Annotated in this window: 25 protein-coding genes and 2 tRNA genes; 21 read left to right on the forward strand and 6 right to left on the reverse strand. The window is 54.0% G+C overall.

Annotated elements, in window-relative coordinates; all coding sequences use genetic code 11:
* Positions 1-252: 252 nt before the first annotated feature.
* Positions 253-329, reverse strand: a tRNA-Met gene (locus RHM59_RS24760).
* A 247-nt stretch (positions 330-576) separates the two neighbouring features.
* Between RHM59_RS24760 and dinB the strand changes: the two genes are divergently transcribed.
* Positions 577-1,638 (forward strand): DNA polymerase IV, encoded by a 1,062-nt coding sequence (gene dinB, locus RHM59_RS24765; RefSeq protein ID WP_322285637.1) that lies wholly within the window; start codon positions 577-579, stop codon positions 1,636-1,638.
* Here dinB and RHM59_RS24770 read toward each other — a convergent pair.
* The 3 genes from RHM59_RS24770 to RHM59_RS24780 all read right to left on the reverse strand — a co-directional run bounded on the left by RHM59_RS24770 (position 1,635) and on the right by RHM59_RS24780 (position 5,907).
* Positions 1,635-2,591, reverse strand: a complete 957-nt coding sequence (locus RHM59_RS24770; RefSeq protein WP_322285638.1) for a hypothetical protein — start codon at positions 2,589-2,591, stop codon at positions 1,635-1,637. The two genes, dinB and RHM59_RS24770, sit on opposite strands and share 4 nt — an antisense overlap.
* A gap of 86 nt (positions 2,592-2,677) precedes the next feature.
* Complete coding sequence (locus tag RHM59_RS24775; RefSeq protein ID WP_322168129.1) at positions 2,678-4,393, reverse strand: proline--tRNA ligase; 1,716 nt, start codon at positions 4,391-4,393, stop codon at positions 2,678-2,680.
* A 170-nt stretch (positions 4,394-4,563) separates the two neighbouring features.
* Positions 4,564-5,907: an OprD family porin gene (locus RHM59_RS24780; protein WP_322168130.1), complete on the reverse strand. Its 1,344-nt coding sequence runs from the start codon at positions 5,905-5,907 to the stop codon at positions 4,564-4,566.
* A gap of 1,019 nt (positions 5,908-6,926) precedes the next feature.
* On the opposite strand from RHM59_RS24780, the gene RHM59_RS24785 reads away from it, so the two are divergent.
* Positions 6,927-7,358, forward strand: coding sequence for an HIT domain-containing protein (locus RHM59_RS24785; RefSeq protein ID WP_322168131.1), 432 nt, complete (start codon positions 6,927-6,929; stop codon positions 7,356-7,358).
* A complete protein-coding gene (locus RHM59_RS24790) occupies positions 7,355-7,561 on the forward strand; it encodes a SlyX family protein (protein ID WP_299833777.1) in 207 nt (68 codons plus the stop codon). Before RHM59_RS24785 ends, RHM59_RS24790 begins: the two co-directional genes overlap by 4 nt.
* Before the next feature lie 79 nt (positions 7,562-7,640).
* Here RHM59_RS24790 and RHM59_RS24795 read toward each other — a convergent pair whose 3' ends face one another.
* Positions 7,641-8,246 carry a cold-shock protein gene (locus tag RHM59_RS24795; RefSeq protein ID WP_322168132.1) on the reverse strand — a complete coding sequence of 202 codons (606 nt, stop codon included), beginning with the start codon at positions 8,244-8,246 and terminating at the stop codon, positions 7,641-7,643.
* Positions 8,247-8,724: 478 nt separating this feature from the next.
* Between RHM59_RS24795 and RHM59_RS24800 the strand changes: the two genes are divergently transcribed.
* The 17 genes from RHM59_RS24800 to RHM59_RS24880 all read left to right on the forward strand — a co-directional run bounded on the left by RHM59_RS24800 (position 8,725) and on the right by RHM59_RS24880 (position 22,449).
* Positions 8,725-9,198, forward strand: a complete 474-nt coding sequence (locus tag RHM59_RS24800; RefSeq protein WP_322168133.1) for a Dps family protein — start codon at positions 8,725-8,727, stop codon at positions 9,196-9,198.
* Positions 9,199-9,572: 374 nt separating this feature from the next.
* Positions 9,573-9,914 carry a ribbon-helix-helix domain-containing protein gene (locus RHM59_RS24805; protein ID WP_322168134.1) on the forward strand — a complete coding sequence of 114 codons (342 nt, stop codon included), beginning with the start codon at positions 9,573-9,575 and terminating at the stop codon, positions 9,912-9,914.
* 235 nt (positions 9,915-10,149) lie between these two features.
* Entirely contained in the window at positions 10,150-11,925 is a 1,776-nt protein-coding gene (gene aspS, locus RHM59_RS24810) for an aspartate--tRNA ligase (RefSeq protein ID WP_322285639.1), read from the forward strand.
* A gap of 137 nt (positions 11,926-12,062) precedes the next feature.
* Complete coding sequence (locus tag RHM59_RS24815) at positions 12,063-12,809, forward strand: YebC/PmpR family DNA-binding transcriptional regulator (RefSeq protein WP_322285640.1); 747 nt, start codon at positions 12,063-12,065, stop codon at positions 12,807-12,809.
* Positions 12,810-12,934: 125 nt separating this feature from the next.
* Positions 12,935-13,459: a crossover junction endodeoxyribonuclease RuvC gene (ruvC, locus tag RHM59_RS24820; RefSeq protein WP_299833790.1), complete on the forward strand. Its 525-nt coding sequence runs from the start codon at positions 12,935-12,937 to the stop codon at positions 13,457-13,459.
* Between the two features lie 111 nt (positions 13,460-13,570).
* Complete coding sequence (gene ruvA / locus RHM59_RS24825) at positions 13,571-14,179, forward strand: Holliday junction branch migration protein RuvA (RefSeq protein ID WP_322168137.1); 609 nt, start codon at positions 13,571-13,573, stop codon at positions 14,177-14,179.
* On the forward strand, positions 14,180-15,235 hold the full coding sequence (ruvB, locus tag RHM59_RS24830) for a Holliday junction branch migration DNA helicase RuvB (protein WP_322168138.1): 1,056 nt from the start codon (positions 14,180-14,182) through the stop codon (positions 15,233-15,235).
* Between the two features lie 139 nt (positions 15,236-15,374).
* Complete coding sequence (gene ybgC, locus RHM59_RS24835) at positions 15,375-15,842, forward strand: tol-pal system-associated acyl-CoA thioesterase (RefSeq protein ID WP_322285641.1); 468 nt, start codon at positions 15,375-15,377, stop codon at positions 15,840-15,842.
* Entirely contained in the window at positions 15,832-16,527 is a 696-nt protein-coding gene (gene tolQ, locus RHM59_RS24840) for a protein TolQ (protein ID WP_322168140.1), read from the forward strand. Before ybgC ends, tolQ begins: the two co-directional genes overlap by 11 nt.
* Before the next feature lie 23 nt (positions 16,528-16,550).
* On the forward strand, positions 16,551-17,006 hold the full coding sequence (gene tolR / locus RHM59_RS24845) for a protein TolR (protein ID WP_322170801.1): 456 nt from the start codon (positions 16,551-16,553) through the stop codon (positions 17,004-17,006).
* Positions 17,006-18,097 carry a cell envelope integrity protein TolA gene (gene tolA / locus RHM59_RS24850; protein WP_322285642.1) on the forward strand — a complete coding sequence of 364 codons (1,092 nt, stop codon included), beginning with the start codon at positions 17,006-17,008 and terminating at the stop codon, positions 18,095-18,097. The genes tolR and tolA overlap by 1 nt, the downstream gene beginning before the upstream one ends.
* A 38-nt stretch (positions 18,098-18,135) precedes the next feature.
* Positions 18,136-19,395: a Tol-Pal system beta propeller repeat protein TolB gene (tolB, locus tag RHM59_RS24855; RefSeq protein WP_322286754.1), complete on the forward strand. Its 1,260-nt coding sequence runs from the start codon at positions 18,136-18,138 to the stop codon at positions 19,393-19,395.
* 53 nt (positions 19,396-19,448) lie between these two features.
* Entirely contained in the window at positions 19,449-19,949 is a 501-nt protein-coding gene (gene pal, locus RHM59_RS24860) for a peptidoglycan-associated lipoprotein Pal (protein ID WP_322168142.1), read from the forward strand.
* A gap of 6 nt (positions 19,950-19,955) precedes the next feature.
* Positions 19,956-20,789: a tol-pal system protein YbgF gene (gene ybgF, locus RHM59_RS24865; RefSeq protein ID WP_322168143.1), complete on the forward strand. Its 834-nt coding sequence runs from the start codon at positions 19,956-19,958 to the stop codon at positions 20,787-20,789.
* A 187-nt stretch (positions 20,790-20,976) separates the two neighbouring features.
* Positions 20,977-21,624, forward strand: a complete 648-nt coding sequence (gene queE / locus RHM59_RS24870) for a 7-carboxy-7-deazaguanine synthase QueE (protein WP_322168144.1) — start codon at positions 20,977-20,979, stop codon at positions 21,622-21,624.
* 10 nt (positions 21,625-21,634) lie between these two features.
* Positions 21,635-22,315: a 7-cyano-7-deazaguanine synthase QueC gene (gene queC / locus RHM59_RS24875; protein WP_322285643.1), complete on the forward strand. Its 681-nt coding sequence runs from the start codon at positions 21,635-21,637 to the stop codon at positions 22,313-22,315.
* A 58-nt stretch (positions 22,316-22,373) separates the two neighbouring features.
* A tRNA-Lys gene (locus RHM59_RS24880) sits at positions 22,374-22,449 on the forward strand.
* Positions 22,450-22,840: 391 nt separating this feature from the next.
* Here the strand turns inward: RHM59_RS24880 and RHM59_RS24885 are convergent.
* On the reverse strand, positions 22,841-23,812 hold the full coding sequence (locus RHM59_RS24885; RefSeq protein WP_322285644.1) for a LysR substrate-binding domain-containing protein: 972 nt from the start codon (positions 23,810-23,812) through the stop codon (positions 22,841-22,843).
* A 323-nt stretch (positions 23,813-24,135) separates the two neighbouring features.
* Between RHM59_RS24885 and RHM59_RS24890 the strand changes: the two genes are divergently transcribed.
* Positions 24,136-25,347: a hypothetical protein gene (locus RHM59_RS24890; protein WP_322285645.1), complete on the forward strand. Its 1,212-nt coding sequence runs from the start codon at positions 24,136-24,138 to the stop codon at positions 25,345-25,347.
* Positions 25,348-25,349: the final 2 nt, after the last annotated feature.

Here is a 25,349-nt window from a genome sequence, read left to right on the forward strand (position 1 = left end):
ACAGCCGAATGGCTGAGTGTCAATCAATAAAGCTAAACAAATGATAAATAACTGAAAATGAGCTGACCGGACGGTTAGGTTATCGATGTTAGCGGGCTTGTTAGGCGCAATACGTTTCCTGGCAGGGTCGAATCGCAGCCTTCGGCAGCTCCTAATTTAAAACTCAATTAGTTATGCGTTGCCTGGTAGGAAGAGGGTGTCAAATTGCAGATACAAAAAAGGCCACTCTTTCGAGTAGCCTTTTTTGATGTTTGGTTGCGGGAGCCGGATTTGAACCGACGACCTTCGGGTTATGAGCCCGACGAGCTACCAGACTGCTCCATCCCGCGTCTGTGTGTCGGCATTCTACAGCGGAACCGCTGGCTGTCAATGGTTAATTCTAAAAAAATGCTTTTCCTTCAACTGCTTAGCTACGATGCAGCTGTCAATAAATGGGCATGGGCCTTGGCGTGCGGTCGTGTGAGCATATTTCCAGAGCTATTTCGGCGCTTTCGCACGTCCCGTGTAGCATCGTGGATGCCAGCGTCCCATCTCGGTGAGATACTGCTCGGCCCATAGCCTCCAAACCTACACCCCATGACGCAGCGCAAAATCATCCACGTCGACTGTGACTGCTTTTATGCCGCTATCGAAATGCGCGACGATCCCCGCTTAGCCGGCAAGCCGTTGGCGGTGGGTGGTTCGGCGGACCGCCGGGGGGTGATTGCGACCTGTAACTATGAGGCGCGGGCCTATGGAGTGCGCTCAGCGATGTCGTCTCGGCATGCGCTGAAGCTGTGCCCGGACCTGACCATAGTCAAGCCGCGGATGGAGGCTTATAAAGAAGCCTCTCGCGAGATCCAGACGATCTTTCGTGATTACACCGATCAGATCGAGCCTTTGTCGTTAGATGAAGCCTTTCTAGATGTTTCTGAAAGCGGCCTTTTTGGTGGGAGTGCTACTCGAATGGCTCAGGATATTCGCCGTCGAGTATCCAATCAATTGCATATCACGGTATCGGCTGGGGTAGCGCCCAATAAATTTCTGGCTAAAATCGCCAGTGACTGGAAAAAACCTAACGGTCTGTTTGTCATCACCCCGGACCAAGTGGAGGACTTTGTCGCGACCTTGCTGGTCACCAAGCTTCACGGAGTCGGCAAGGTGACTGCGGACAAGATGGGACGATTGGGCATTGTCAGTTGCACTGATCTGCGCGATTGGAACAAATTGGCCCTGATGCGCGAATTTGGCACATTCGGTGAACGGTTGTGGAATTTGGCACGAGGTATTGATGAGCGGCCGGTGCAAAACGACAGTCGCCGTCAGTCGGTTAGTGTCGAAAATACCTACGATGCAGATTTGCCTGATCTGACCAGTTGCCTGGCAAAACTCCCTGACCTGCTCGAAACCCTCGCAGGGCGAATGGCTCGAATCGGTGACGGTTACCGAGCTGGCAAGCCGTTCGTTAAAGTGAAGTTTCACGATTTTACTCAGACCACTCTTGAGCAGTCTGGGGCAGGGCGTGATCTTGAGAGTTTTGAGCAGTTGCTGACTCAGGCTTTTGCGCGCGGCGGCAAGCCGGTTCGTTTGCTGGGCATTGGTGTACGCTTGCTAGACCTGCGGGGTGCCCATGAGCAGTTGGAATTGTTCACGCTTTAGTCGTCTGCTTCAGGGTCGGCAACCAAGCGGCCTGCGTCTCGCGTCAACGATTTGAGGAGTTGCTTTTGAAGCTCTGGATCGTTGTGGGTCAGTTCAATCAGGTTTTGTTCCAGTTCGCTGGCCTCTTCCTCTAGACCCAATTGTGAAAGACGTTTGACTCGATAAACCCACTGGCTGACGCCATCCTCTTCAAGGTCGTCGTAAATCAACGCATGCGCTTGGAGCAGTTTGCCCCTCAACGAAGTGCTGATCGGTAAGGTGGCATCGGCTCGAACACTGTCCTGCTCATCCTCGACGTTGATCTGTAGGCGGGCGAGGTGAGTGAGGTCTTGCTCGGCAAACGGGGTGTCCAACAGGTTCAGGCGCAATACGCCGTTGTGATCAGTCGTCAACGTAAAGGTTTTGGCGCCTGCATTAACGTTGACCGGGCGTTCACTCCAGGGAAGGCTGGTGCGTTCGGTGCGCTTGTCGTGCTGAATTTCATCGATGCTGGCGAGGTTCTGTTGCGCTCGTCCATGGGACTGCACATTCATGAATGGATTGATTCCGGCGACGCCGTAGTCGATCCAGTCTTTGGTCACCGTGCCCGGCAAGTGGCCGAGCATGAACACATTGAGAATGTTGGCGCCGGTGCCGGCGACCAGGGCCACAGCGCCCAGCGGGACTTCATACAATTCGCGCCAAGGCTGATAAGGCGTGTAGCGATCATAGTTGCGGGTGACTTCGAATTCTGTGACTTCGAACGTCTTCTGTTCGTTGATTCGTACCCGGCGTTGCGGTAACTCCAGCAACGTGGGTTCGCCGATGTCGATTTGCAGTGTGTGCTCAAGCAATTTTCGCTCGACGCGTTCTTCATGTTCGCTACGTTGCGACAAATGATTGGCGCAACCACTCACGAATAAAGTGCCGCAAAGTGCAGCGCAGCGCAGGCTTAAGGAACTTCGCTTGAGCATGTGATCTCTTGATGAGGGGGCGTATCTTGCCTCGATATGCGCAGATAGCCGGGGCGCGCACGTTATGGCGTGCGCGCCTTCGGTTTTTATCGGCGGATACGGGCCTGAAGAAAGGACAGTGCATCGGCGACAGGCAGTGCTTGTGGCGCCGCTTCGGTACGGCCCTTGTATTCAAGATTGCCTTCGGCCAGACCACGATCACTGACGACGATGCGGTGCGGGATGCCGATCAGTTCCATGTCAGCGAACTTGTTGCCCGGACTGGTTTTTTTGTCGCGATCATCCAGCAGTACTTCAAAACCAGCTGCGGTCAATTCGGCATACAGCGTGTCGGTGGCTTCGCGAACCGCTTCGGTTTCATAGCGCAATGGCACAAGCGCGATCTGGAAGGGTGCCAACGCATCATTCCAGATGATCCCGTTTGCGTCGTTGTTCTGTTCGATGGCGGCAGCCACCACGCGAGAAACACCAATCCCGTAGCAGCCCATGGACAACGTTACGGGTTTGCCGTTTTCTCCGAGTACCTGACATTTCAGGGCTTCGCTGTATTTGGTTCCGAGCTGGAAGATGTGCCCGACTTCAATGCCGCGTTTGATTTCCAACGTACCGTTGCCATCCGGGCTTGGGTCGCCAGCCACAACGTTACGCAAGTCGGCTACCGCTGGAACAGGCAGGTCGCGCTCCCAGTTGACGCCGAAATAGTGCTTGTCATCGATGTTGGCACCAATGCCGAAGTCACTCATCAGTTCGACGGAGCGATCAATGACGCAGGGCAACGGCAGATTCAAAGGACCGAGGGAACCGGCGCCAGCGCCAATGGCGTCACGCAACTCGGATTCAGAGGCCATAACCAAAGGGCTGGCAACTTGGGGCAGGTTTGCCGCTTTAATTTCGTTGAGCTCGTGATCGCCACGAATGATCAGCGCAATCAGCTTGCCTTCTTCTGCCGCGTGCACCACCAGGGTCTTGATGGTTTTTTCGATGGGCAGATTGAAACCCTCAACCAACTGCGCAATGGTTTTTGCATGTGGTGTATCGACCAGGCGCATCGCTTGCGTGGGTGCCTGACGCGACTGTTCACGAGGAACGGCTTCGGCTTTCTCGATATTGGCGGCGTAATTGGAGCTGTCGCTGAACGCGATGTCGTCTTCGCCAGACTCGGCAAGTACGTGGAATTCGTGGGAGCCAGCGCCGCCAATCGAGCCGTTATCCGCTTCAACCGGGCGAAATTTCAGGCCCAAGCGTGTGAAAACATTGCAGTACGCCAGGTGCATGCGATCGTAGGTGGCTTGCAATGAAGCCTGATCAACATGGAATGAGTACGCATCTTTCATGATGAATTCGCGTCCGCGCATTACACCGAAGCGTGGACGAATTTCATCGCGGAATTTGGTTTGGATCTGATACATGTTGATCGGCAGCTGCTTGTAACTATTTAGCTCATTGCGCGCCAGATCGGTGATGACTTCTTCGTGGGTCGGACCCGCGCAGAACTCACGATCATGTCGGTCTTTCATGCGCAGCAATTCGGGGCCGTACTGCTCCCAGCGGCCGGACTCTTGCCACAATTCTGCGGGCTGGATGCCTGGCATCAACACTTCAAGCGCACCCGCGGCGTTCATTTCTTCGCGAACGACAGCTTCGACCTTGCGCAAAACGCGCAAACCCATGGGGAGCCAGGTATAGAGGCCCGAAGCGAGTTTACGAATCATGCCGGCACGCAGCATTAGCTGGTGGCTGACGACGACTGCGTCGGAAGGTGTTTCTTTCTGTGTGGCGAGCAAATATTGACTGGTGCGCATGGTAGGCCGTTGTCGGTTGCTGAGACTAGAAATGACCCGGCATTGTACGGTGGTGATCCGGTCGCGTACAGGGCAGGGCGAGGTAGCAAAGTCGGGATAATGGGATTTTTAACCCATAAAAAAACCCGGCATCAGCCGGGTTTTTTTTGAAACGAGTTAGCTGACTGCGATTACAAGATCGAGATCGGGTAGTCGACGATCAGGCGGAACTCTTTGGTGTCGCCGTCGATCTGGCCAGCATCGGCAGTGTGCCAAGCTTGACGGATACGGAACGAGAGGTTCTTCGCTGGACCTGTCTGGAGAACATACTTGGCTTCCAGGTTGGTCTCGTGGTGCGATACGTCGGTAGCAGTGGCGCTGTAGTAACCGCCGTAGCCGCCAGTTGGGTTAACTTTGCTGTAGTCGATATCCCAACCGTAAACGTAACGGGTCATGAAGCTCAGACCAGGAACGCCGTAGGACGCCATGTTGATGTCGTAACGGACCTGAGCCGATTTTTCACCCGGGCTGTTAAAGTCGGAGTACTGGATGGAGTTGGCGAGGAAGATTGAATCCGCACCACGGTCGTTGTCACCCACACCGACGTAGTCGAACGGCGTGTTACCGTTAACTTTCTGGAACGCCAGAGTTACGGTGTGCGCAGTCATGAACGAATAAGCGGCTTGCAACGAGTACGAGTTGTTGTCGATGTTGCCGAGTTTTGCGTCGCCGGTATCGCGAGTGAGGTAGTAGTTGAAGTCAAATGCCACTGACTGAGTGTCAGTGATTGGCAGTACGTAGTTCACGTTGGTGTAGTACTGGTTCCAGATGTCTTCCAGCTTGCCTGCGTACAGGGAGGCCGACAGGCTGTCACTGATTGCGTACTTGCCGCCGACGTAATTCATAGACTTGGCGTGTGCACCAGCAATGGTGCCGTACTCGGACCACAATTCACCGTTGCTGTTCATCTGGCTTTCGCTGGATGCCGAAGTGAAGTGACCTGCTTCTACGTCCAGGCCCTTGATCTCGCTGCTCATCAACGAGATACCAGTAGCGGTTTGCGGCAGAACGCGCGAGCCGCCTACAGCGAATACAGGTGAAGTAGTCGGTTGTTGCTGACCGATTTCCAACAGGGTTTTCGATACGCGGATTTTCAGTGCTGCGCCCGCTTTGCCCATGCTGTCCTGAGTCTTGCCATTAGCGCTCAAAGCAGTGTTGTTAGTGCCGGTAGTGCCGTCGCCGCCGTCCAGCTTAACGCTGAGGTAGCCGAATGCGTCAACGCCAAAACCTACAGTGCCCTGGGTGAAGCCAGAGCTCAAGTTGCCCCGGAAGCCTTGAGTCCAGTCAACGGAGTCATGAGCGCCGTTTTTGTTGTCACGGTTAAAGTAGTAGTTCCGCAGCAACACGTTCAGTGTTGTGTCTTCTACAAAACCCTTTGCGTCAGCTTGGTCAGTGACGAATGCTGCCGCCGATGCCAATTGAGTCATACCCGCAGTAACTGCTAAGGCGATTGCGCTCCACTTCATCACTTTCATCGTGACTTGCTCCTTTGGTTTTTAATAAGTTACCGCCATCCCACCTGTTTTTTTATCTGGGAGGCTCTTTCGTTTTTTGTGTCGGCGCAAACTTATATCACGCTGACCATGTTGGCGATAGTTGCAAACCTATCCTTTCGTTATCTTTACGGCCTTGTCGCAAATGTAGGTTGTCCATGTCGCAATCACGTAGCTTCCCGCTATCAAGCTCCGTAACTACAACAGTGCTTTTTGAAGGCTTGAGCATAGGTAGAAACAATCTATGAGCAGCCATTCAAAAACACTCCTTTGCATCCAACGCTTCCGTTTTTTTTCGTTTTCAAAGCTCCGCTTTTAACACCGGTGGCTCTTCAAACTCTTATGTGAGTCATAGCAACAACCGTGCACAAAGTTCCTAAGCATTTACTTTTTTTTCACATTTGGTCAATCCGCCAATGAATATATTTCTTAACTATTTGTTTTTTAACGATATTTTTTATTTTTTTTGCGACATGAAAATTTCACAAAAGGCCATTGGCCAGGAAGAATATCCCCAAAGCGTTACCTGAGTGACGTTAGAAATGGGTAAACGGCGGATGAGGTAGCACTGCTGTCGACGAGATGTGAGTCGTTTTGGTGCGTTGGGAGGTTGAGATGCTTGATGTTGGGCTTGGGTGATTGGTGATAAGGCGCTAGCCAGCGGGTGAACGGTGTTTTTTTATTCAAAACGACGGTTAGCCGCAAACGCGCCACTTGCACCCTGAGCCTGAGGATTGTTAAAGAGGTGTTGCTCAGTTTGCGCTCGGAGGGGAAATTGATCCATAGCGGTGCAAACCTGCTGATTGCGTGCTGTGCTGGTGCATGGAGGTGTTCATTAGGGGGTGTAGCGTGTCAGATTGTTGGACGTTATCTACTAGTCTATGACAACCGATTGCCCGTAATCGATAATCCATACCCGAGTATCCTGCTCGGCATTGCTCGGGGGTGTTTCTCGCCTCAAAAAAAAGCACAAAATCAACCGATTGATCAGGAGGTCTGCGGTGTTCGTTTTAGATCCGCGTCTTGCGCAAGATACAGTGGCTATCGGAGACTTTCCGTTGTGCCGTTTGTTGTTATCCAACGATTCGAATTACCCGTGGTTCATTCTTGTACCGCGTCGGCCGGGTATCAGTGAGTTGTTTCAGCTGGAAGCATCCGATCAATTGCAGCTTTGGCAAGAAGCCACTGTGCTAGCGCAGCTGCTCAACGAGTCCTTTAGTGCCGATAAGCTCAATGTGGCCGCGCTGGGTAATGTCGTCAGCCAACTCCATGTGCATGTTGTCGTCCGCTTCCGCAACGATGCCGCTTGGCCTGCGCCTGTTTGGGGTAAGCACCCTGCAAAACCTTACAGTCGTGAAGAACTCGCGGCCGTTCGTCACCGGTTGCGGGACGTGTTGATGACTGATTTTCGTTTTGAAGAGGAGCGGGCATGAGCCTTGAGCAACGTATTAACGAATTGGAAAGTCGGCAGGCTTTTCAGGATGACACGATCCAGTCGCTGAACGATGTGCTGGTCAGCCAGCAGCGTGTGGTTGAGCGCCTGCAGTTACAGATGGCCGCGCTGCTCAAGCGTCAGGAAGAAATGGGCAGTCAGTTCGATACATTCGAGGAAGACGCTCCGCCGCCGCATTATTGAGGCGCTTTTCACTATGCGACAAAAAACCCGCGCTCTCTTGAGAGACGCGGGTTTTGTCTTTCTGGTGACGCGTTGGGTGTTAGCGGCGCGGCAGGGCTGCGATTACATCTTCAGCCTGCAGACCTTTGTCGCGGTTCATTACAGAGAATTCCACGCGCTGACCTTCTACCAGAACGCGGTGGCCTTCGCCGCGAATGGCACGGAAGTGCACGAAAATATCGTCGCCGGAGTCTCGGGAGATAAACCCGAACCCTTTGGACGTGTTGAACCACTTGACGGTCCCGGTATCGCGGTTGGTCATATCGTGGCTAAGGGCGGAGGGTGAGGGTGACGATTGGTAGAAGCTGACGGCCAGATGCAGCACCACGGCGATGAAGACACTGAGCAAGCTGACGATGATCGCCGGTTGGCCAGCAATAGTTTGTAGCGGAACAAGCAGGGTCAACGTTTGGAGGATGACGGCGAGCACGAGCAACGCGCTGACCAGGTTTTGTAGCTGATGACGTGTGCCCCGGTTCCAGTAGGGAATTACTGGAGCAAGTACCAGGTTGAGTAAACCGAAAAGCGCCAGATAAAGAGCATCGGGTTGCAGAAGGTACGTAGACAGCGCTTCACTACGCAGGCTAGGGATGAAGGAAAGCAGCAGGGCTGCTGCTCCCGTTAGCAGGTGGACGATTTTTAACATTTTGATAACTCACATTGAGACGGATTACGAGGAAATAGCTGATTACGCTCGGTACGCTTCTAAATAAAAGGAGGCGTGCTGCACGGACGGTGGGTCAGCCTATGCACTACTTCAAAAACGGCAGGTCAGTAGCGACACGCGTGTATTTAACAGCAAAGCTGGGGGCTACTCAAATCAAGCGCTTGGCGCAACCTCGGTGGCGCTCGGCGGATCCGTTAAAGTAAGGCCGTATTACTCCGCCGATGCCCGATCTAGAGCGGCAAGGCTTAGCCTCTCTTAGGTGCTGTCTGGATCGTAAGCATCAGTTTCAAAAAATGACGAGAACGCTTGTCGTTCGGCCCGCGGCGCAGATGGTATGTGCTTCCCTGCGACCTTTTTGTCGCAGGCGATAGCCCAATCGATGGCTGCGTTGCTTCGGTTCTCTTGGTAGAGTGGTCCTGCACGTGTCACGTAACACCATCATATAAAGGGGAAAAGCATGGCAATCGATATCGGTATCAACGAAGAAGATCGCAAAGAAATTGTGGACGGTCTTTCTCGTCTATTGGCGGATACATATGTGCTTTATATGAAGACCCACAACTTTCACTGGAACGTCAGCGGTCCAATGTTCCGCACCCTGCATTTGATGTTCGAAGAGCAATATAACGAACTTGCACTGGCGGTAGATCTGGTCGCTGAGCGAATCCGTGCGTTGGGCTTTCCGGCTCCCGGCACTTACGCCGCTTACGCGCGTTTGACTTCTATTAAAGAAGAGGAAGGGGTACCAAGTGCTGAAGACATGATCAAGCAATTGGTCCAAGGGCAAGAAGCGATTTCACGTACCGCCCGCAGCATTTTTCCTCTGGTCGATAAAGTGAGTGATGAGCCAACTGCCGATCTGTTGACCCAACGTATGCAAGTTCATGAAAAGACTGCATGGATGCTTCGCTCGCTACTTGAAACAAAGTAATAAACGTTCGCGAGTGACACCTCAATGTCACTCGCATCGCCTAATGCCGTCGCATTGGGTTTGTTTCGCCCTCAGTCTCGCTTGGCCTCTGCCATCCGCGGCTGGCGCTCAGCCTGCTTGGTGCCTCGCCGCAGCCGTCGATGGTGCTCCCCGTGTCTTGGCAGTTAAAATATAACTATTGATGACACACGCCTGAATGATTTGAGTTAACGATTTTCGAGTTTCTACAATCCTCGTAGAAATGTCGCTGTGTCCTACAGGTTTGAAGTGCTTCTTCTACTGGCTAGAAACCGTTCATTGGCTTTACATGCAAGTGGATTTTGCATTTGTTTGTGCTCAAGGGAATTGTTAAATAATTCAGGGGAGAGTCGATAATGGTTCAGCGCAGTGGGTATCAAAATAAAGAGTTCAGTCGTTACGGGAAGATACAAGATGATCCTTTTGTAGAGGATTTTAATATGAATCTTGCGCGGCCTCATTCCAAGTCCGTTCGCTTGAATGGATTAGCCACCTGCTTGCGTCTGGAGGAGGTGTATTGGAATATTCTCGCCAATATTGCCCGCGCCAATAGTTGTTCAGTTAACGCGGTACTGTCGTACGTCGATCGTGAAGTGCATCTGCGCCATGGTGGCGTGAAAAATTTTAGTGGGCTGATCCGGGTGGTCTGTGTGGCTTACCTTTTAAAGGCCGAATCGATAGTCATGTCACCCGCGTAACGGTGGCGCTTGGGCCTGTCGGGGGCGTGGGTTCGGCAGGGGTTCGCCATGGGCAGTACACTTATGTCGTGGCGATCAGTTCGTGCGGCTGCACTGCGTCAATTTACCCTATATAATCCCCCGCCTTACTACGGGGCGCAGGCCGTCGGGTTGAACTGCACGCCAGGGTTCTTGAGCGAAAGCGAAGGGCAAGGGCTCCACCGAATTCCGAATTACGAGAAGTGAAAACACCATCATGATGCGCAGCCATTATTGCGGCCAACTGAACGAGAGCCTGGAAGGTCAGGAAATTACCCTTTGCGGATGGGTTCACCGCCGTCGCGACCACGGCGGGGTTATTTTCCTCGATATCCGTGATCGTGAAGGCTTGGCTCAGGTGGTGTTCGACCCTGATCGCGCTGACACCTTCGCCGCCGCCGACCGCGTGCGCAGCGAATACGTGGTCAAAGTCACCGGCAAGGTCCGTGCGCGTCCAGCAGGCGCAGTAAACGCGAACATGGCTTCTGGCGCTATTGAAGTGTTGGGCTATGAGCTTGAAGTGTTGAACGAATCGGAAACCCCGCCGTTCCCACTGAACGAATTCTCTGACGTGGGCGAAGAGACGCGTCTGCGCTATCGCTTCATTGATTTGCGCCGTCCAGAAATGGCTGAAAAGCTGCGTCTGCGTTCGCGTGTTACCACCAGCATCCGTCGCTACCTGGATGAGAACGGCTTCCTCGATGTCGAGACGCCGATTCTGACTCGCGCAACGCCGGAAGGCGCTCGCGACTATTTAGTGCCTAGCCGCACACACCCAGGCAGCTTTTTTGCTTTGCCGCAATCGCCGCAGCTGTTTAAGCAGCTGTTGATGGTTGCCGGCTTTGATCGTTATTACCAAATTGCCAAGTGCTTCCGCGACGAAGACCTGCGCGCTGACCGTCAGCCGGAATTCACTCAGATCGACATCGAGACCAGCTTCCTCAATGAGGCCGATATCATCGGCATCACTGAAAAGATGATCCGTCAGTTGTTCAAGGAAGTCCTGGACCTGGAGTTCGGTGAATTCCCGCACATGACCTTCGCCGAAGCCATGCGCCGTTATGGCTCCGACAAGCCGGACCTGCGTAATCCGCTGGAACTGGTAGACGTTGCCGACCAGTTGAGTGCCGTAGAATTCAAGGTGTTCAGTGGCCCGGCCAACGATCCGAAAGGCCGTGTTGCCGCGTTGCGAGTACCCGGCGCCGCCAGCATGCCGCGTAGCCAGATCGACGACTACACCAAGTTCGTCAGCATCTACGGCGCCAAGGGCTTGGCTTATATCAAGGTCAACGATCGCGCCAAAGGCGCCGAAGGCCTGCAGTCGCCAATCGTCAAGTTCATTCCTGAGGAAAACCTCAAGGTCATTCTCGACCGCGTTGGTGCTGTCGATGGCGACATCGTGTTTTTCGGTGCAGATAAATCCAAGATCGTTAGCGAAGCCTTGGGCGCGTTACGTATCCGCGTCGGTAACGACCTGAAACTGCACACGTGTGAATGGGCGCCAATGTGGGTCGTCGATTTCCCGATGTTCGAAGAGAACGACGACGGCAGCTTCACTGCGTTGCACCATCCGTTCACTGCACCCAAATGCAGCCCGGAAGAACTCGAAGCCAACCCGGCAACGGCGTTGTCGCGTGCCTACGACATGGTCCTTAACGGTACCGAGTTGGGCGGCGGTTCGATTCGTATTCACCGAAAGGAAATGCAACAAGCGGTGTTCCGTCTGTTGGGTATCAGTGAAGACGAGCAGCAAGAGAAATTCGGCTTCCTGCTTGATGCTCTGAAATACGGTGCGCCACCCCATGGCGGCCTGGCTTTCGGTCTTGACCGTCTGGTGATGCTGATGACCGGCGCCCAATCGATCCGTGAAGTGATCGCATTCCCGAAAACCCAGAGCGCGGCTGACGTCATGACCCAGGCACCGGGCGTGGTTGATGCCAAGCAACTGCGTGAGCTGCACATTCGTTTGCGCGAACAGCCAAAAGCTGAGTAATAGCCGAGCGGGGCGCATTGCCTGGGTGAAAGCCCGTGTTGCTGCGCCCCGATCCATCCGGCCACAGAATAGTTGAGCTTTTGCCCGCGTTTAGCCGGCAAAAAGTGTGAGCGTTTCAAAAGAATTCGGAGCGAGAGATGGCAGGTCATTCTAAGTGGGCGAACATAAAGCACCGCAAAGAGCGTCAGGATGCCAAGAAAGGCAAGATTTTCACCAAGTGGATCCGTGAACTGACCGTCGCGGCACGTCAGGGTGGTGGCGATCCAGGCACTAATCCACGCTTGCGGCTGGCGTTGGACAAAGCGTTGGGCGCCAACATGACCCGTGACACCATCGATCGTGCTGTCGCCCGTGGCGCCGGCGCTGCCGAAGGTGATGATGTCGAAGAGCTTGGCTACGAGGGCTACGGTCCAGGTGGTGTAGCGATTATGGTCGAAACCATGACCGACAGCCGTAACCGCACTGCCGCGGCCGTGCGTCATGCGTTCGTCAAATGCGGTGGTAATCTCGGGACCGACGGCTCGGTGGCTTATCTCTTCGACCGCAAGGGGCAAATCTCTTTTGCGGCAGGTGTTGATGAAGACGCCCTGATAGAGGCTGCGATGGAAGCGGACGCCGATGATGTGGTGAGCAACGACGATGGCTCGATTGACGTCTTCACCTCGTTCACCGGTTTCTATGCCGTGCGTAATGCGCTGGAGTCCGCAGGTTTTAAGGCCGCCGACGCAGAGATCGTCATGTTGCCCACCACGAGTGCCGTGCTTGATCTCGACACTGCAGAAAAAGTGCTCAAGTTGATCGAGATGCTTGAAGATCTGGACGACGTGCAAAGCGTCTACTCCAATGCGGAAATTCCAGACGACGTTCTGGAGCAGCTCGGCTGATCAATCGCTATCAGTGCGTTCTTGAAGCAGGAGGGGCGAAGCCGCGGTACTCACATCGCTATCGGCTTCCGGTTTCTGCCTTTATGCTGCGCTAATTGTGCGTCACTTCTTAAGCTGCAGGCGTTATGACTCTTATCCTTGGTATCGACCCCGGTTCGCGAATTACCGGCTATGGCGTAGTGCGGGACACCGGCCGCGGCTGCGTGTACGTGGCATCGGGTTGTATTCGGACCGGCAGTGGTCTGCTGCATGAACGGTTACAAATTGTCTATCGAGGCGTTCGGGAAGTCATTCAGACGTACGGTCCAGTGACCATGGGCATCGAAAAAGTATTTATGGCGCGTAACGCCGATTCGGCGCTCAAACTTGGGCAGGCGCGAGGCGCTGCGATTGTGGCGGGCGCCGAAGAAAGTCTGGAAATTGCTGAATACACGGCCACACAGGTCAAGCAGGCAGTGGCGGGAACAGGTGGGGCCAATAAAGAGCAGGTGATGATGATGGTCATGCATTTATTGAAGCTGACCCAAAAACCTCAGATTGATGCGTCAGACGCGCTGGCCATTGCGCTGTGTCATGCGCACACCCGTTCGAGCCTTATTCCTCATGGATTAAGTGCTGCCCGCAGTCGCAGCGGTCGTTTGCGTCTCTGATGCATCATTCGCTTAACTTTTTTCCCATGGTTGCGTCACTCCTGTAATGATGGCGACCATTATTTGTGTCAGCCTGATGGCTGCGGCTGACCATAAGAAAGGATCTGATACGTGATTGGACGGTTACGCGGTTTTCTGGTTGAAAAACAGCCGCCGCATCTGGTTCTGGATGTCAACGGCGTCGGCTATGAGTTGGAAGTGCCGATGAGTACGTTGTATCGCCTGCCTCATTTGGGCGAGCCTGTGACCTTGCACACCCATCTGGTGGTTCGTGAGGACGCCCATCTGCTGTACGGTTTTTTTGAAAAGCGTGAGCGTGAACTGTTTCGTGAGCTGATTCGTCTTAATGGCGTAGGTCCGAAACTGGCGTTGGCGCTGATGTCGGGGCTGGAAGTGGATGAGCTGGTTCGTTGCGTTCAGGCGCAGGATACTTCTGCCTTGACTCGAATCCCTGGGGTCGGCAAAAAAACTGCCGAACGCTTGTTGGTCGAACTCAAGGATCGATTCAAAGCGTGGGAATCGGTACCCGGTAGTTTCACCTTGGTCTCCAATGGTCCTACTGCAGCGCCACAGGTGGCCAGTGCTGAATCCGATGCCGTCAGCGCTTTGATTTCCCTGGGCTATAAGCCTCAGGAAGCCAGTAAGGCGGTTTCTGCGATCAAAGATAAAAACTTGAGCAGCGAAGACCTGATTCGACGTGCTTTGAAGGGAATGGCTTAAGTGATCGACGCTGACCGCTTGATAACCGCTACCGGCCGCGACCGGGATGAACAATTGGACCGTGCAATTCGTCCGCTGAGCTTGGCCGACTATATTGGTCAGCCGGTGGTGCGCGAGCAGATGGAGCTATTCATCCAAGCTGCGCGAGGCCGCAACGAAGCACTGGACCACACGTTGATTTTCGGACCGCCCGGTCTGGGCAAAACCACGTTGGCGCATATCATTGCCCAAGAAATGGGCGTCTCGATCAAGAGCACCTCCGGGCCGGTATTGGAACGCCCAGGTGATCTCGCAGCGATTCTGACCAATCTTGAACCCAACGACGTGCTGTTCATCGACGAGATTCATCGGCTTTCGCCTATCGTCGAGGAAGTGCTGTACCCGGCCATGGAAGATTTCCAGCTTGACATCATGATCGGCGAAGGTCCTGCCGCGCGCTCGATCAAGCTGGATTTGCCGCCGTTTACGCTGGTGGGGGCTACCACCCGTGCAGGCATGTTGACTAACCCGTTGCGTGACCGCTTCGGTATTGTCCAGCGTCTCGAGTTCTATAACACCGCAGACTTGGCCACGATTGTCACCCGCTCGGCCGGTATCCTGGGGTTGCCGATTGAAGCAGAGGGCGCTTTTGAAATTGCCCGTCGTGCCCGGGGCACGCCGCGAATCGCCAATCGACTGCTTCGTCGGGTGCGAGATTACGCAGAAGTTCGGGGCAACGGTCACATCTCAAAAGCAACTGCTGACCTGGCATTGAACCTGCTCGATGTCGATGAGCGTGGCTTCGATCACCAGGACAGACGTCTGCTGTTGACGATGATCGAGAAGTTTGACGGTGGTCCGGTGGGTGTCGACAGCTTAGCTGCCGCCATCAGCGAAGAGCGCCATACCATTGAAGATGTTCTTGAACCCTATTTGATCCAACAAGGCTATATCATGCGTACCCCGCGTGGTCGGGTCGTCACTCGACACGCGTACCTGCACTTTGGATTGAACATTCCATCGCGAATGGGCGACATGCCCGTCGCCAGTGATTTTGTTGATGACGCAGACGATTAAATAAAACGCACAAGGTGCTGATTTATTCGGGGTTTTGGTGGTCTGACAGGCAGATGCGCTGATCAGACCAACATTAAGCGGCAAAAAATGAAAAACAGTTGTCTGGCGGATTGGAATTCCGAGGAGTAAGCACTAGAGTATGCGCGCGCAAAACGGGGTTCAGTCATTCGTCCATCGCTGTCGCGTTTATTACGAGGACACCGATGCGGGCGGCATCGTTTATTACGTTAACTATTTGAAATTCATGGAGCGGGCTCGAACCGAGCAGCTACGAGCGTTGGGTTTTGCCCAGTCGCAGCTGGTAGGGGACGATCTGTTGTTTGTCGTTCATTCCTGCGAGGCGCGTTATCACAAGCCGGCGCGATTGGACGATGAGCTGTTGATAAGCGTTGAAGTCATTGAGTCGAACCGCGCCAGCCTGCGATTTCGTCAACAGGTCAGATTGGCTGCGGACGAAACGCTGCTTTGCGAAGGAAAGTTTTTGGTGGCGTGTGTGCGCGCCGACAGTTTGAAACCCCGGGCCATTCCCGAAGCTTTGCGTGCGGCCTTTGCCGACCAGGGCGGCGCGGGTACACATTTAGAGCAGGAGATAGCGCGTGGAAGCTAACGTAGTCGACCATTCCTCCATGTGGAGTATGGTCAGCAATGCCAGCATCGTTGTTCAGTTGGTCATGCTGATTTTGGTGGGTGCTTCAATCACCTCCTGGATCATGATCTTTCAGCGTAGCAGTATGATACGCGCGGCTCGTCGGGCACTGGAGAGCTTTGAAGAGCGCTTCTGGTCGGGTATCGATCTGTCCAAGCTCTACCGTCAGGCTGGCAGCAACCCGGACCCTGATTCGGGTGTTGAGCAAATCTTCCGTGCAGGCTTTAAAGAGTTCTCCCGTCTGCGTCAGCAGCCAGGCGTCGACCCTGATGCTGTGATGGAAGGTGTGGCTCGGGCCATGCGCGTCGCCATTTCTCGCGAAGAAGAAAAACTCGAACAGAGTTTGCCGTTTCTGGCGACGGTGGGTTCCACCAGTCCCTATATCGGCCTGTTCGGTACCGTATGGGGGATCATGAACTCCTTCCGTGGTCTGGCCACTGTGCAACAGGCCACTCTGGCGACGGTTGCGCCGGGTATCTCGGAAGCTCTGGTCGCTACCGCTATTGGTCTGTTCGCCGCTATCCCCGCAGTAATCGCCTACAACCGCTTCTCTGCTCGCAGCGAAACGTTGATCAATCGTTACTACACGTTCGCCGATGAATTTCAGGCGATCCTGCACCGTAAAGTGCACACCAGCGAAGAGTGAGCAGGTAATCCTTCATGGCTTTAATCGCTCGAGTTCGTCGCAAACGCCGCAAGCCGGTTGCCGAAATGAACGTAGTGCCTTACATCGACGTGATGTTGGTATTGCTGGTCATCTTCATGGTTACCGCTCCGATGCTCAACCAAGGTGTGAAAGTCGATCTGCCCAAAGTCTCCAGTGAGGCCTTGCCGCAGGACAACAACACCCAGGTTTTGACCATTTCGATCAAAGCTGACAAGACCTATTACTGGAACCTTGGCAGTGAAGTCGATACCGAAAAACAGCAGGACAAGGCCATGACCTTGCCGCAGATGACTGACGCGGTGACCAAAATCATCAAGGCCGGTCGTGAAGGCGGCAAGCAGACGCAGGTCTTTATCCGTGGCGACAAAACCGTTGATTACGGCTCTGTAATGGGCGCAATGGGTGGGCTGCAGAAAGCAGGGGTCGGTAATGTTGGCCTGATTACCGAGGCGCCCTGATGCACCAACAGCGAGAGCCGTCCGCCTCGGAGAGCTTCTTCTGGCCTAGCGTTTGGGCAGTGGCCCTGCATATCCTGATATTTGGGATGCTCTTCGTCAGCTTTGCCATGACCCCGGATTTGCCGGAATCCAAGCCTATTGTTCAAGCGACCCTGTATCAGCTGAAATCCAAAAGCCGTGCAACAGTCCAGACCAATCAGAAAATTGCTGGTGAAGCGCAAAAAACGGCCGCCCGACAGACTGAAACCGAACAGTTGGAAAAGAAAAAAATCGAGCAGCTAAAACAAGATGCTGTGAAAGCTGCGGAACAAACCGCAGAAGACGCGGCTCAAAAAGCCGAAGATCAAAAAGCTGAAGAGTCGAAAAAAGCCGACGCAGCCAAAGCTGAGGCGAAAAAGGCAGACGACGCCAAGAAAGCCGATGAAGCCAAAAAGGTAGCGGACGCTAAAAAAGTTGAAGAGAAGCAAGCGGCGGATATAGCCAAGAAAAAAGCCGAAGACGACGCCAAGAAAAAAGCTGAAGAAGACGCGAAAAAAGCCGCGGTTGACGACGCTAAAAAGCAGGCTGCAGACGACGCGAAGAAACAAGCAGTGGAAGACGCGAAGAAAAAAGCGGCTGACGATGCGAAGAAGAAAGCCATAGCGGACGCCAAGAAAAAGTCCACAGCCGATGCGGCCAAGAAACAGCAAGACGCTGCTCGTAAATCGAATGAAGATCAAAAAGCCGCAGCCTTGGCTGATTTGCTTTCCGATAAAACGGAACGGCAACAGGCGTTGGCAGATGAGCAGGGCGACGAGACGGCGGGCAATTTTGATGACCTGATACGTTCACGCGCTGCCGAAGGCTGGGCTCGACCGCCTTCAGCAAGAAAAGGCATGGTCGTTGTGTTGCACATTGGGATGTTGCCTGACGGAACAGTGACTTCGGTCAGTGTCCTTAAGTCCAGCGGAGACGCGCCGTTTGATAGCTCAGCGGTGGCGGCAGTTAAAAATATTGGTCGATTGACAGAAATGCAGGGTCTGAAACCGAGTGATTTCAACCCCTACCGTTCATTCAAGATGACATTCACACCTGAGGATCTAGCCTTGTGATTAACATTTTTCGAGGACTGCTTATTGTTCTTTGCTGTATGGCGGGAATGGCCGCAGCAGATGAAAAGAACATCATGGTCACCACCGGTAGTGACCGCGCTGCGCCGATAGCGGTTGTTCCGTTCGGGTTGCAAGGCGGTGCCGTCTTGCCCGAGGACATGGCCGACATCATCAGTAACGACCTGCGTAACTCAGGTTATTACTCGCCGTTGGCAAAGCAGAACATGATCAGCTTGCCGACCCAGGCCAGTGAAATCATTTATCGCGACTGGAAAGCGCTTGGCGCTCAATACGTGATGGTCGGCAGCATCGTTCCTTCGGGCGGTCGTCTGCAGATTCAGTACGCGTTGTTTAACGTTGCCACCGAGCAACAGGTGATGACGGGTAACGTTTCTGGCACCACCGACCAATTGCGTGACATGGCGCACTACATCGCTGATCAGGCATTCGAAAAACTAACAGGCATCAAAGGTGCGTTTTCAACGCGCCTCCTTTACGTAACCGCTGAACGTTTCTCTGTCGACAACACGCGGTTTACCTTGCAGCGTTCTGATTACGATGGCGCTCGTGCCGTGACCTTGTTGCAATCGCGCGAGCCGATTCTGTCGCCGCGATTCGCGCCGGATGGCAAACGTATTGCCTATGTGTCGTTCGAACAGAAGCGTCCGCGTATCTTCATCCAGCATATCGATACCGGTCGCCGCGAACAGGTGACTAACTTCGAAGGCATCAACGGCGCGCCTGCATGGTCCCCGGATGGCACCAAGTTGGCCTTCGTGCTTTCCAAAGACGGCAACCCGGAAATTTATGTCATGACGTTGGCCACTCGCCAAATCACCCGCGTGACCAATGATTCGGCCATTGATACCGAACCGTTTTTCGGAAAGGACGGCTCGACGCTGTACTTCACGTCAGACCGTGGTGGTAAGCCACAGATCTATAAAACCAGCATTAATGGTGGTGGTGCCGAGCGCGTAACGTTCATCGGTAACTACAACGCCAACCCGAAATTGTCAGCGGATGAAAAGACGCTGGTAATGATTCACCGTCAGGACGGCTTCACAAATTTCAAGGTAGCAGTGCAGGATTTGCAGCGCGGTACATTAAAAATCCTCACAGACAGCAACCTTGATGAGTCGCCTACTGTCGCGCCCAACGGCACCATGGTAATCTACGCCACCCGCCAGCAGGGCCGGGGAGTCTTGATGCTCGTGTCCATTAACGGACGCGTAAGGGTCCAGCTTCCTACCGCTCAAGGCGAAGTCAGAGAACCTTCCTGGTCCCCTTACCTGAACTGACGCGGCGCTACACGTTTTGCTTAACACACTTGGGGTTCATTAGGAGTTTTACGATGGAAATGCTGAAGATTGGTAAATTTGCTGCGCTGGCTCTGGCCATGGCTGTAGCTGTAGGTTGCTCGTCCAAAGGTGGCGATAACGCTGGCCAAGGCGCTGCTGTAGATCCAAACGCTGGTTACGGCGCTAACACTGGCGCTGTTGATGGCAGCCTGAGTGAAGAAGCTGCTCTGCGCGCTATCACCACTTTCTACTTCGAATACGACAGTTCGGACCTGAAACCAGAAGCTATGCGTTCCCTGGACGTTCACGCTAAAGACTTGAAAGCCAATGGCGCTAAAGTCGTTCTGGAAGGCAACACCGACGAACGTGGTACTCGTGAGTACAACATCGCACTGGGCGAGCGTCGCGCGAAAGCCGTTCAACGCTACCTGGTACTGCAAGGTGTTTCCCCAGCACAGCTGGAATTGGTTTCCTACGGTGAAGAGCGTCCAGTTGCTACCGGCAACGACGAAGCATCTTGGGCTCAAAACCGTCGCGTCGAACTGCGTAAGTAATTTGACATGCGAACGTGCCGTCGTGCTTTAACCGTTTTGACTCTCGCCCTTCCGCTTTTTGCTTGGGGCGCGGTTCCTGTGGTCGATAACAATTCTGGCTCTGGTAGCAGCAACAGTTATCCGCCAGCGGGTTATGGCACGTCCGGCGCCTATGCCGGGGGAGGGGTTGCGACCCCTGCCTCGGCACAGGGTCAGCTGTTCATGCAGCTGCAACAAATGCAGGACGAGATCGCGAAATTACGCGGTACGGTCGAGGTTCAACAGAACGATATCGACCGGATGAAGCAAGAAGCATTGGAGCGTTATCAAGAACTTGATCAACGGATCACTGCTGGAGCTGGAGCGGGCGGAACACCTGCCGCAGCAGCTACCGACAATTCTCAAGCCAACGGTGATGTAAATGCCGGTGGTGCGCCTACGGCACCTGCAGCGCAGGCTCCGGCGGCAAGCGCGGAACCGGGCGATCCGGCGAAGGAAAAGATCTATTACGATGCTGCCTTCGATCTGATCAAAGCCAAGGATTTCGACAAAGCCAGTCAGGCCTTCACGGCTTTTCTGCGCAAATACCCAAACAGCCAGTACGCGGGCAACGCTCAGTACTGGTTGGGTGAAGTGAACCTGGCCAAAGGTGACCTTCAAGGTGCCGGTCAGGCCTTCGCTAAAGTGAGTCAGTTGTATCCGAAGCACGCCAAAGTACCTGACTCTCTATACAAGCTTGCTGATGTCGAACGCCGTCTCGGTCATACCGATAAGGTCAAAGGTATCTTGCAACAAGTGGTTTCCCAGTACCCTGGCACCTCCGCTGCGCAGCTCGCGCAACGTGATTTGCAACGCATGTGATGCGCTGCTAACCAGGCTGGGCTGACCACCGATTAAAGAAAGCCGCGCTTGTCGCGGCTTTTTTCGTTAGAATCTCGCACCCGAAATTTCGGTAATACATACGCTTCTCTGGACCATGCGTTTGCAGGGTCGTTGAAGTGCCTAACGGAGGCGGATGGCCTGTTTAGCTATTACGCCCGTGGCTCATATGCAAGAAACGTTACGAATCACTGAAATATTTTATTCATTGCAGGGAGAAACGCGCACCGCGGGCTTGCCTACGGTATTCGTGCGGCTTACGGGCTGTCCTTTGCGATGCCAATACTGCGACAGCGCTTACGCCTTCAGCGGCGGGAGCATCCAGGCGCTTGATGCCATCGTCGAACAAGTGGCCAGTTATCGTCCTCGCTATGTCTGCGTGACAGGCGGAGAACCATTGGCACAGCCGAACGCGATCGCACTGCTCAAACGCCTATGCGACGCTGGCTATGAAGTCTCACTTGAGACCAGTGGTGCCCTTGATATCTCGGCGGTTGATCCCCGCGTCAGTCGTGTGGTCGATTTGAAAACCCCAGGCTCTAACGAGGTCGGGCGTAACCGCTACGAAAACATCGAGCTGTTGACGCCTAACGATCAGGTCAAATTTGTAATCTGCTCCCGCGAAGACTACGACTGGGCTGTGTCCAAGCTCATTCAATACGGCCTGGAGCGGCGCGCGGGCGAAGTATTGTTTTCCCCTAGTCATCATGATTTGAAAGCGCGGGATTTGGCCGACTGGATCGTGGCCGACAATCTGCCTGTACGCCTGCAAATGCAGTTGCACAAGATTCTCTGGGACGACGAGCCAGGACGCTGAGGTGAGTGAAATGACGAAGATTGAGAAAAGAGCGGTCATCCTGTTATCGGGTGGCCTTGATTCGGCCACCGTGTTGGCAATGGCGTTGGCTGACGGATACACCTGCTACACCATGAGTTTCGATTACGGTCAGCGGCACCGTGCCGAGTTGAATGCCGCCGTGCGTGTCGCTCGCGATTTAGGTGTGGCCGAGCACAAAGTCATTGGCCTTGATCTGAATGGCATAGGCGGTTCTGCGTTGACCGACAGTTCGATTGCGGTCCCAGAATCTCCGGGCGAAGGTATTCCGGTCACCTACGTGCCGGCACGCAATACGGTGTTTCTTTCGTTGGCGCTCGGTTGGGCTGAAGTATTGGGCGCCCGAGATATATTTATCGGTGTCAACGCGGTGGACTATTCGGGTTACCCGGATTGCCGCCCTGAATTTATCGAAGCATTCGAGCGTATGGCCAATCTGGCGACCAAGGCAGGCGTGGAAGGCAACGGTTTCAGAATCCAGGCCCCGCTGCAGATTCTGAGCAAAGCCGAAATCGTCTCAGTCGGCATGCGCCTTGGCGTCGATTATGGGCTGACCGTTTCCTGCTATCAGGCCGATGATCGAGGCCACGCATGCGGTAAATGTGACAGCTGTCGTTTGCGCGCAGAAGGCTTTGCCACGGCGGCTGTAGCCGACCCGACTCGCTATTTTTGAATTAATTTCAGTTAAGTGTTGAATTAATCATAGAAATCAGTAATATACGCGCCACGTCGGGTCGTTAGCTCAGTTGGTAGAGCAGTTGGCTTTTAACCAATTGGTCGTAGGTTCGAATCCCACACGACCCACCATTTTCAAGTTCGACGTTTTTGAAAAGCTGTAAGGCCCATGCAAATGAGGCTTTACGGCTTTTTTTTTGCGTCGACGTTTTTACTTCCAGCTGCTCGACGCGGGGCTATGGCGTTCAGTTAAGCTGGCCAGGTTCCAACTGAAGAGCAGAATCGCTGATTTTACGACTGCTGCGCAGCCGATCGCGGGCAAGCTGTTCGCGAAGCGGTGTGTCTGACACGCCGCGCGGGGATCTTCGCCAACAAGTTGGCTCCTACAAAGATACTGGGATCAGATCGGTAATCGAATCGGCCGCTTCCCGAATAAATTCGGTCCCACAGAGGTGCAGTTAATCCAAGCGAGGCCGTAACGCCCGTAGTGCAAATGACCTGTTACCGTCGTCGATACACGGTTCTAGACGAGCCAGGGTCGTAGGTCGATTGCCGCGCCCGCTAGAGTCTCTAAAGGGCCTGTCTCGGCATCGGGCGTTTCCACTGCTGTCATGAGCCAGTCCACCAAAGACGAAACCGCATCATCACTGCGCGGACCTCGACAGATATAAAACGATCGAGGACTCACCAGGCGCTTAACTAAAGGCGCCACCAACGCCCCTTCCTTCAGCAGATAGTCCACCAGCGGCGAACTGCCCAGTGCAATACCGTGCCCCATCGTCGCCGCGTGAATCATCTGGTCAAAATGGCTGAACCGGAGTCCGATATCGGCCAAAGGCCCGGGGGCTCCTGCTTCTTTTAGCCATTCAGACCACTGCAACCAAGGCCAGGCATTTTGAGTGTCGCTCAGGTGCAGCAAGGTGTGATGCCGAAGGTCTTCGATACGGTTAAATGTGCGTCCGCTTCGGCGCAACAAACTAGGGCTGCATACCGGAAAGATGTCTTCGGTCGACAGGCGAATATCGACGCCAGGGGTAATTTGATCGGCGGTGCAATAGCGAATCGCAAGATCTACTACGCCTTGCTTGAGGTCAACTATTCGGTTGTCGGCCTCGATGTAAATGGCAATGTCTGGATGCTGCTCTCGAAAGCGCGCCAAGCGCGGCACCAGCCACAATGAAGCAAACGAGGTGGTGGTGGAAATCTTGATGCTTCGGTTCGAAGGCTCATCGCGCAAGCTTTCCAGCGTTTCGGAAAGTCGCGCCAGCGTTTCGCTCGCGACCTTGAAGAGCAAGCGCCCCTTTTCTGTCAGTTCCAGTGAGCGGTGCCGACGCTCGAAAAGTGCGACGCCGACGAACTCCTCGAGCTTCTTGACCTGACGGCTGATGGCCGACTGAGTCACGAATACCTCATCGCCGGCCTTGGAAAAACTGAGCTGTCGCGCAGCGGCTTCAAAACCAATCAATAGATCCAGTGGTGGAAGCGACCTGGCCATTTCTCATCATCCCTTAATTATTCTAATTTCACGCGATGCATAAAAAGCACGGTATTTTCATATTCCCAAACGGCATGCGAAGCGTACCAAAAGAACGTTTGAGCGCCAAACATATAGCCAACATGATCGCCGCACTTGAAACGCTATAGTCACAGGAGTTAGGAAGTGAACTTCCAACCCAACGCCAAACTTCAAACGAACCAAGGTGAAGTTATTACATTTAATCGCGCTTTTGAATGCACTCTTAAAACCACGACCGAACATCTTAAAACGACTAACGCTCAAGTTTTGGCAGACGTTATATCGACCGTCGAGGGTAAGGCGTGAAGATCCCCAGTCACCTGAAAAGTCCCTCTGTCCAACTCGGCATGAGTATCGGTCTGCTCATGTACGGAAGTTACGGCGTGGCACATTCTGCGCTCGGTAATCCTGTACTGATAGCCCTCTGCGTTTTTGTCGGCTTATTCATTCCCTATTACTCGAAGCTCAGCAACAAGCTCGAGGAAATCATCAACCTGCGCACCACCGTTGTCAGCCTGGGCCGCGTGGGGCGGTTCATTCCGCAGTTTGTTTTTAACGTGGGGATCTTTCTGGTATTGACCGCCGGTGATGTCTTTCCGGCGCCCAATCTGGACACGCTAGGGGGGGTTGTAGGTATCGCGCTACTGACCACCTGTGCCTCACAAGGCATGCAATACATTGCCCTGGCGTTTGCCAACCGGGAAATAGGCGACAGAAACCGCAATGTACTGATTGCGCTCTCAACCAACATTGTCGTGACTTCTATTGCCACCCTCGGGCTGCCTTGGGCCAAAACTGCTTTTATGGGCTGCGGGCTGACCTTCGGCGCGTTTATGTTTGCTATTGGGCTGCTATCGGACTGGCGTGCGGTGTTCTTCAAGCGCGGCGGAGTCGGCGTGTTTTTTGGGACATTCAACCCCATCCACCGAACCCATCTATCGCTTATTCGTGACGCGATCAATTCCCGGGGTTTGGAAAAGGTCTACTTGCACAGCACGACGATTCCGAAGCTTCACGTCCTGGCTCTGGAGCGCGGCGAAATTCTCATCGCCCAATACGAACATGGCATGAGGGTGTACGAGAAAACCCGTCGTGCGGACGTACACCTCAACTACTTCCCTACGGGTTCGCGCTTTTACGAATATGAAACGCGGTTGGCGATGATGCGCGCGGCCATCGACGAAGCGGGTCTGAGCACGGTGGTCGAGGTGCTGTCCTTGCCAGACGCTTATGCCAGCGGCGGATTTTATTCGGTGCTCAAGCACGTCAAGACCCTGGCTCACGGTCGGCCAATCCATGGCATTCACGGCAGCGATTTGGGCGGGATGTGGGTCCGCGGTATTTACGATGAGTCGGGCTGGATCTACCCCTATCCCGTCGTCCGACGCGACAAGGTGTCCGCCACGGCTATTCGTAACGGCGCCACCGGCCTGACCACGACAACGGTGCAGATCATGATCGAAGCGCTTCGCGATACCCCGCCGTCCATCCCCTCCACTAACCAACGTCACTGAGA

The sequence above is a fragment of the Pseudomonas sp. MH10 genome (assembly GCF_034353045.1).
GTDB lineage: Bacteria > Pseudomonadota > Gammaproteobacteria > Pseudomonadales > Pseudomonadaceae > Aquipseudomonas.

What these genes read in the sequence shown, in the direction of transcription:
- RHM59_RS24770 (WP_322285638.1), bottom strand. Translation starts at nt 2,591, where the DNA reads ATGCTCAAGCGAAGTTCCTTAAGCCTGCGCTGCGCTGCACTTTGCGGC.
- queE (WP_322168144.1), top strand. Translation starts at nt 20,977, where the DNA reads ATGCAAGAAACGTTACGAATCACTGAAATATTTTATTCATTGCAGGGA.
- aspS (WP_322285639.1), top strand. Translation starts at nt 10,150, where the DNA reads ATGATGCGCAGCCATTATTGCGGCCAACTGAACGAGAGCCTGGAAGGT.
- RHM59_RS24795 (WP_322168132.1), bottom strand. Translation starts at nt 8,246, where the DNA reads ATGTTAAAAATCGTCCACCTGCTAACGGGAGCAGCAGCCCTGCTGCTT.
- tolA (WP_322285642.1), top strand. Translation starts at nt 17,006, where the DNA reads ATGCACCAACAGCGAGAGCCGTCCGCCTCGGAGAGCTTCTTCTGGCCT.
- RHM59_RS24780 (WP_322168130.1), bottom strand. Translation starts at nt 5,907, where the DNA reads ATGAAAGTGATGAAGTGGAGCGCAATCGCCTTAGCAGTTACTGCGGGT.
- dinB (WP_322285637.1), top strand. Translation starts at nt 577, where the DNA reads ATGACGCAGCGCAAAATCATCCACGTCGACTGTGACTGCTTTTATGCC.
- tolB (WP_322286754.1), top strand. Translation starts at nt 18,136, where the DNA reads ATGGCGGGAATGGCCGCAGCAGATGAAAAGAACATCATGGTCACCACC.
- RHM59_RS24790 (WP_299833777.1), top strand. Translation starts at nt 7,355, where the DNA reads ATGAGCCTTGAGCAACGTATTAACGAATTGGAAAGTCGGCAGGCTTTT.
- pal (WP_322168142.1), top strand. Translation starts at nt 19,449, where the DNA reads ATGGAAATGCTGAAGATTGGTAAATTTGCTGCGCTGGCTCTGGCCATG.
- RHM59_RS24805 (WP_322168134.1), top strand. Translation starts at nt 9,573, where the DNA reads ATGGTTCAGCGCAGTGGGTATCAAAATAAAGAGTTCAGTCGTTACGGG.
- queC (WP_322285643.1), top strand. Translation starts at nt 21,635, where the DNA reads ATGACGAAGATTGAGAAAAGAGCGGTCATCCTGTTATCGGGTGGCCTT.
- RHM59_RS24800 (WP_322168133.1), top strand. Translation starts at nt 8,725, where the DNA reads ATGGCAATCGATATCGGTATCAACGAAGAAGATCGCAAAGAAATTGTG.
- RHM59_RS24885 (WP_322285644.1), bottom strand. Translation starts at nt 23,812, where the DNA reads ATGGCCAGGTCGCTTCCACCACTGGATCTATTGATTGGTTTTGAAGCC.
- RHM59_RS24815 (WP_322285640.1), top strand. Translation starts at nt 12,063, where the DNA reads ATGGCAGGTCATTCTAAGTGGGCGAACATAAAGCACCGCAAAGAGCGT.
- RHM59_RS24775 (WP_322168129.1), bottom strand. Translation starts at nt 4,393, where the DNA reads ATGCGCACCAGTCAATATTTGCTCGCCACACAGAAAGAAACACCTTCC.
- ybgC (WP_322285641.1), top strand. Translation starts at nt 15,375, where the DNA reads ATGCGCGCGCAAAACGGGGTTCAGTCATTCGTCCATCGCTGTCGCGTT.
- ruvC (WP_299833790.1), top strand. Translation starts at nt 12,935, where the DNA reads ATGACTCTTATCCTTGGTATCGACCCCGGTTCGCGAATTACCGGCTAT.
- ybgF (WP_322168143.1), top strand. Translation starts at nt 19,956, where the DNA reads ATGCGAACGTGCCGTCGTGCTTTAACCGTTTTGACTCTCGCCCTTCCG.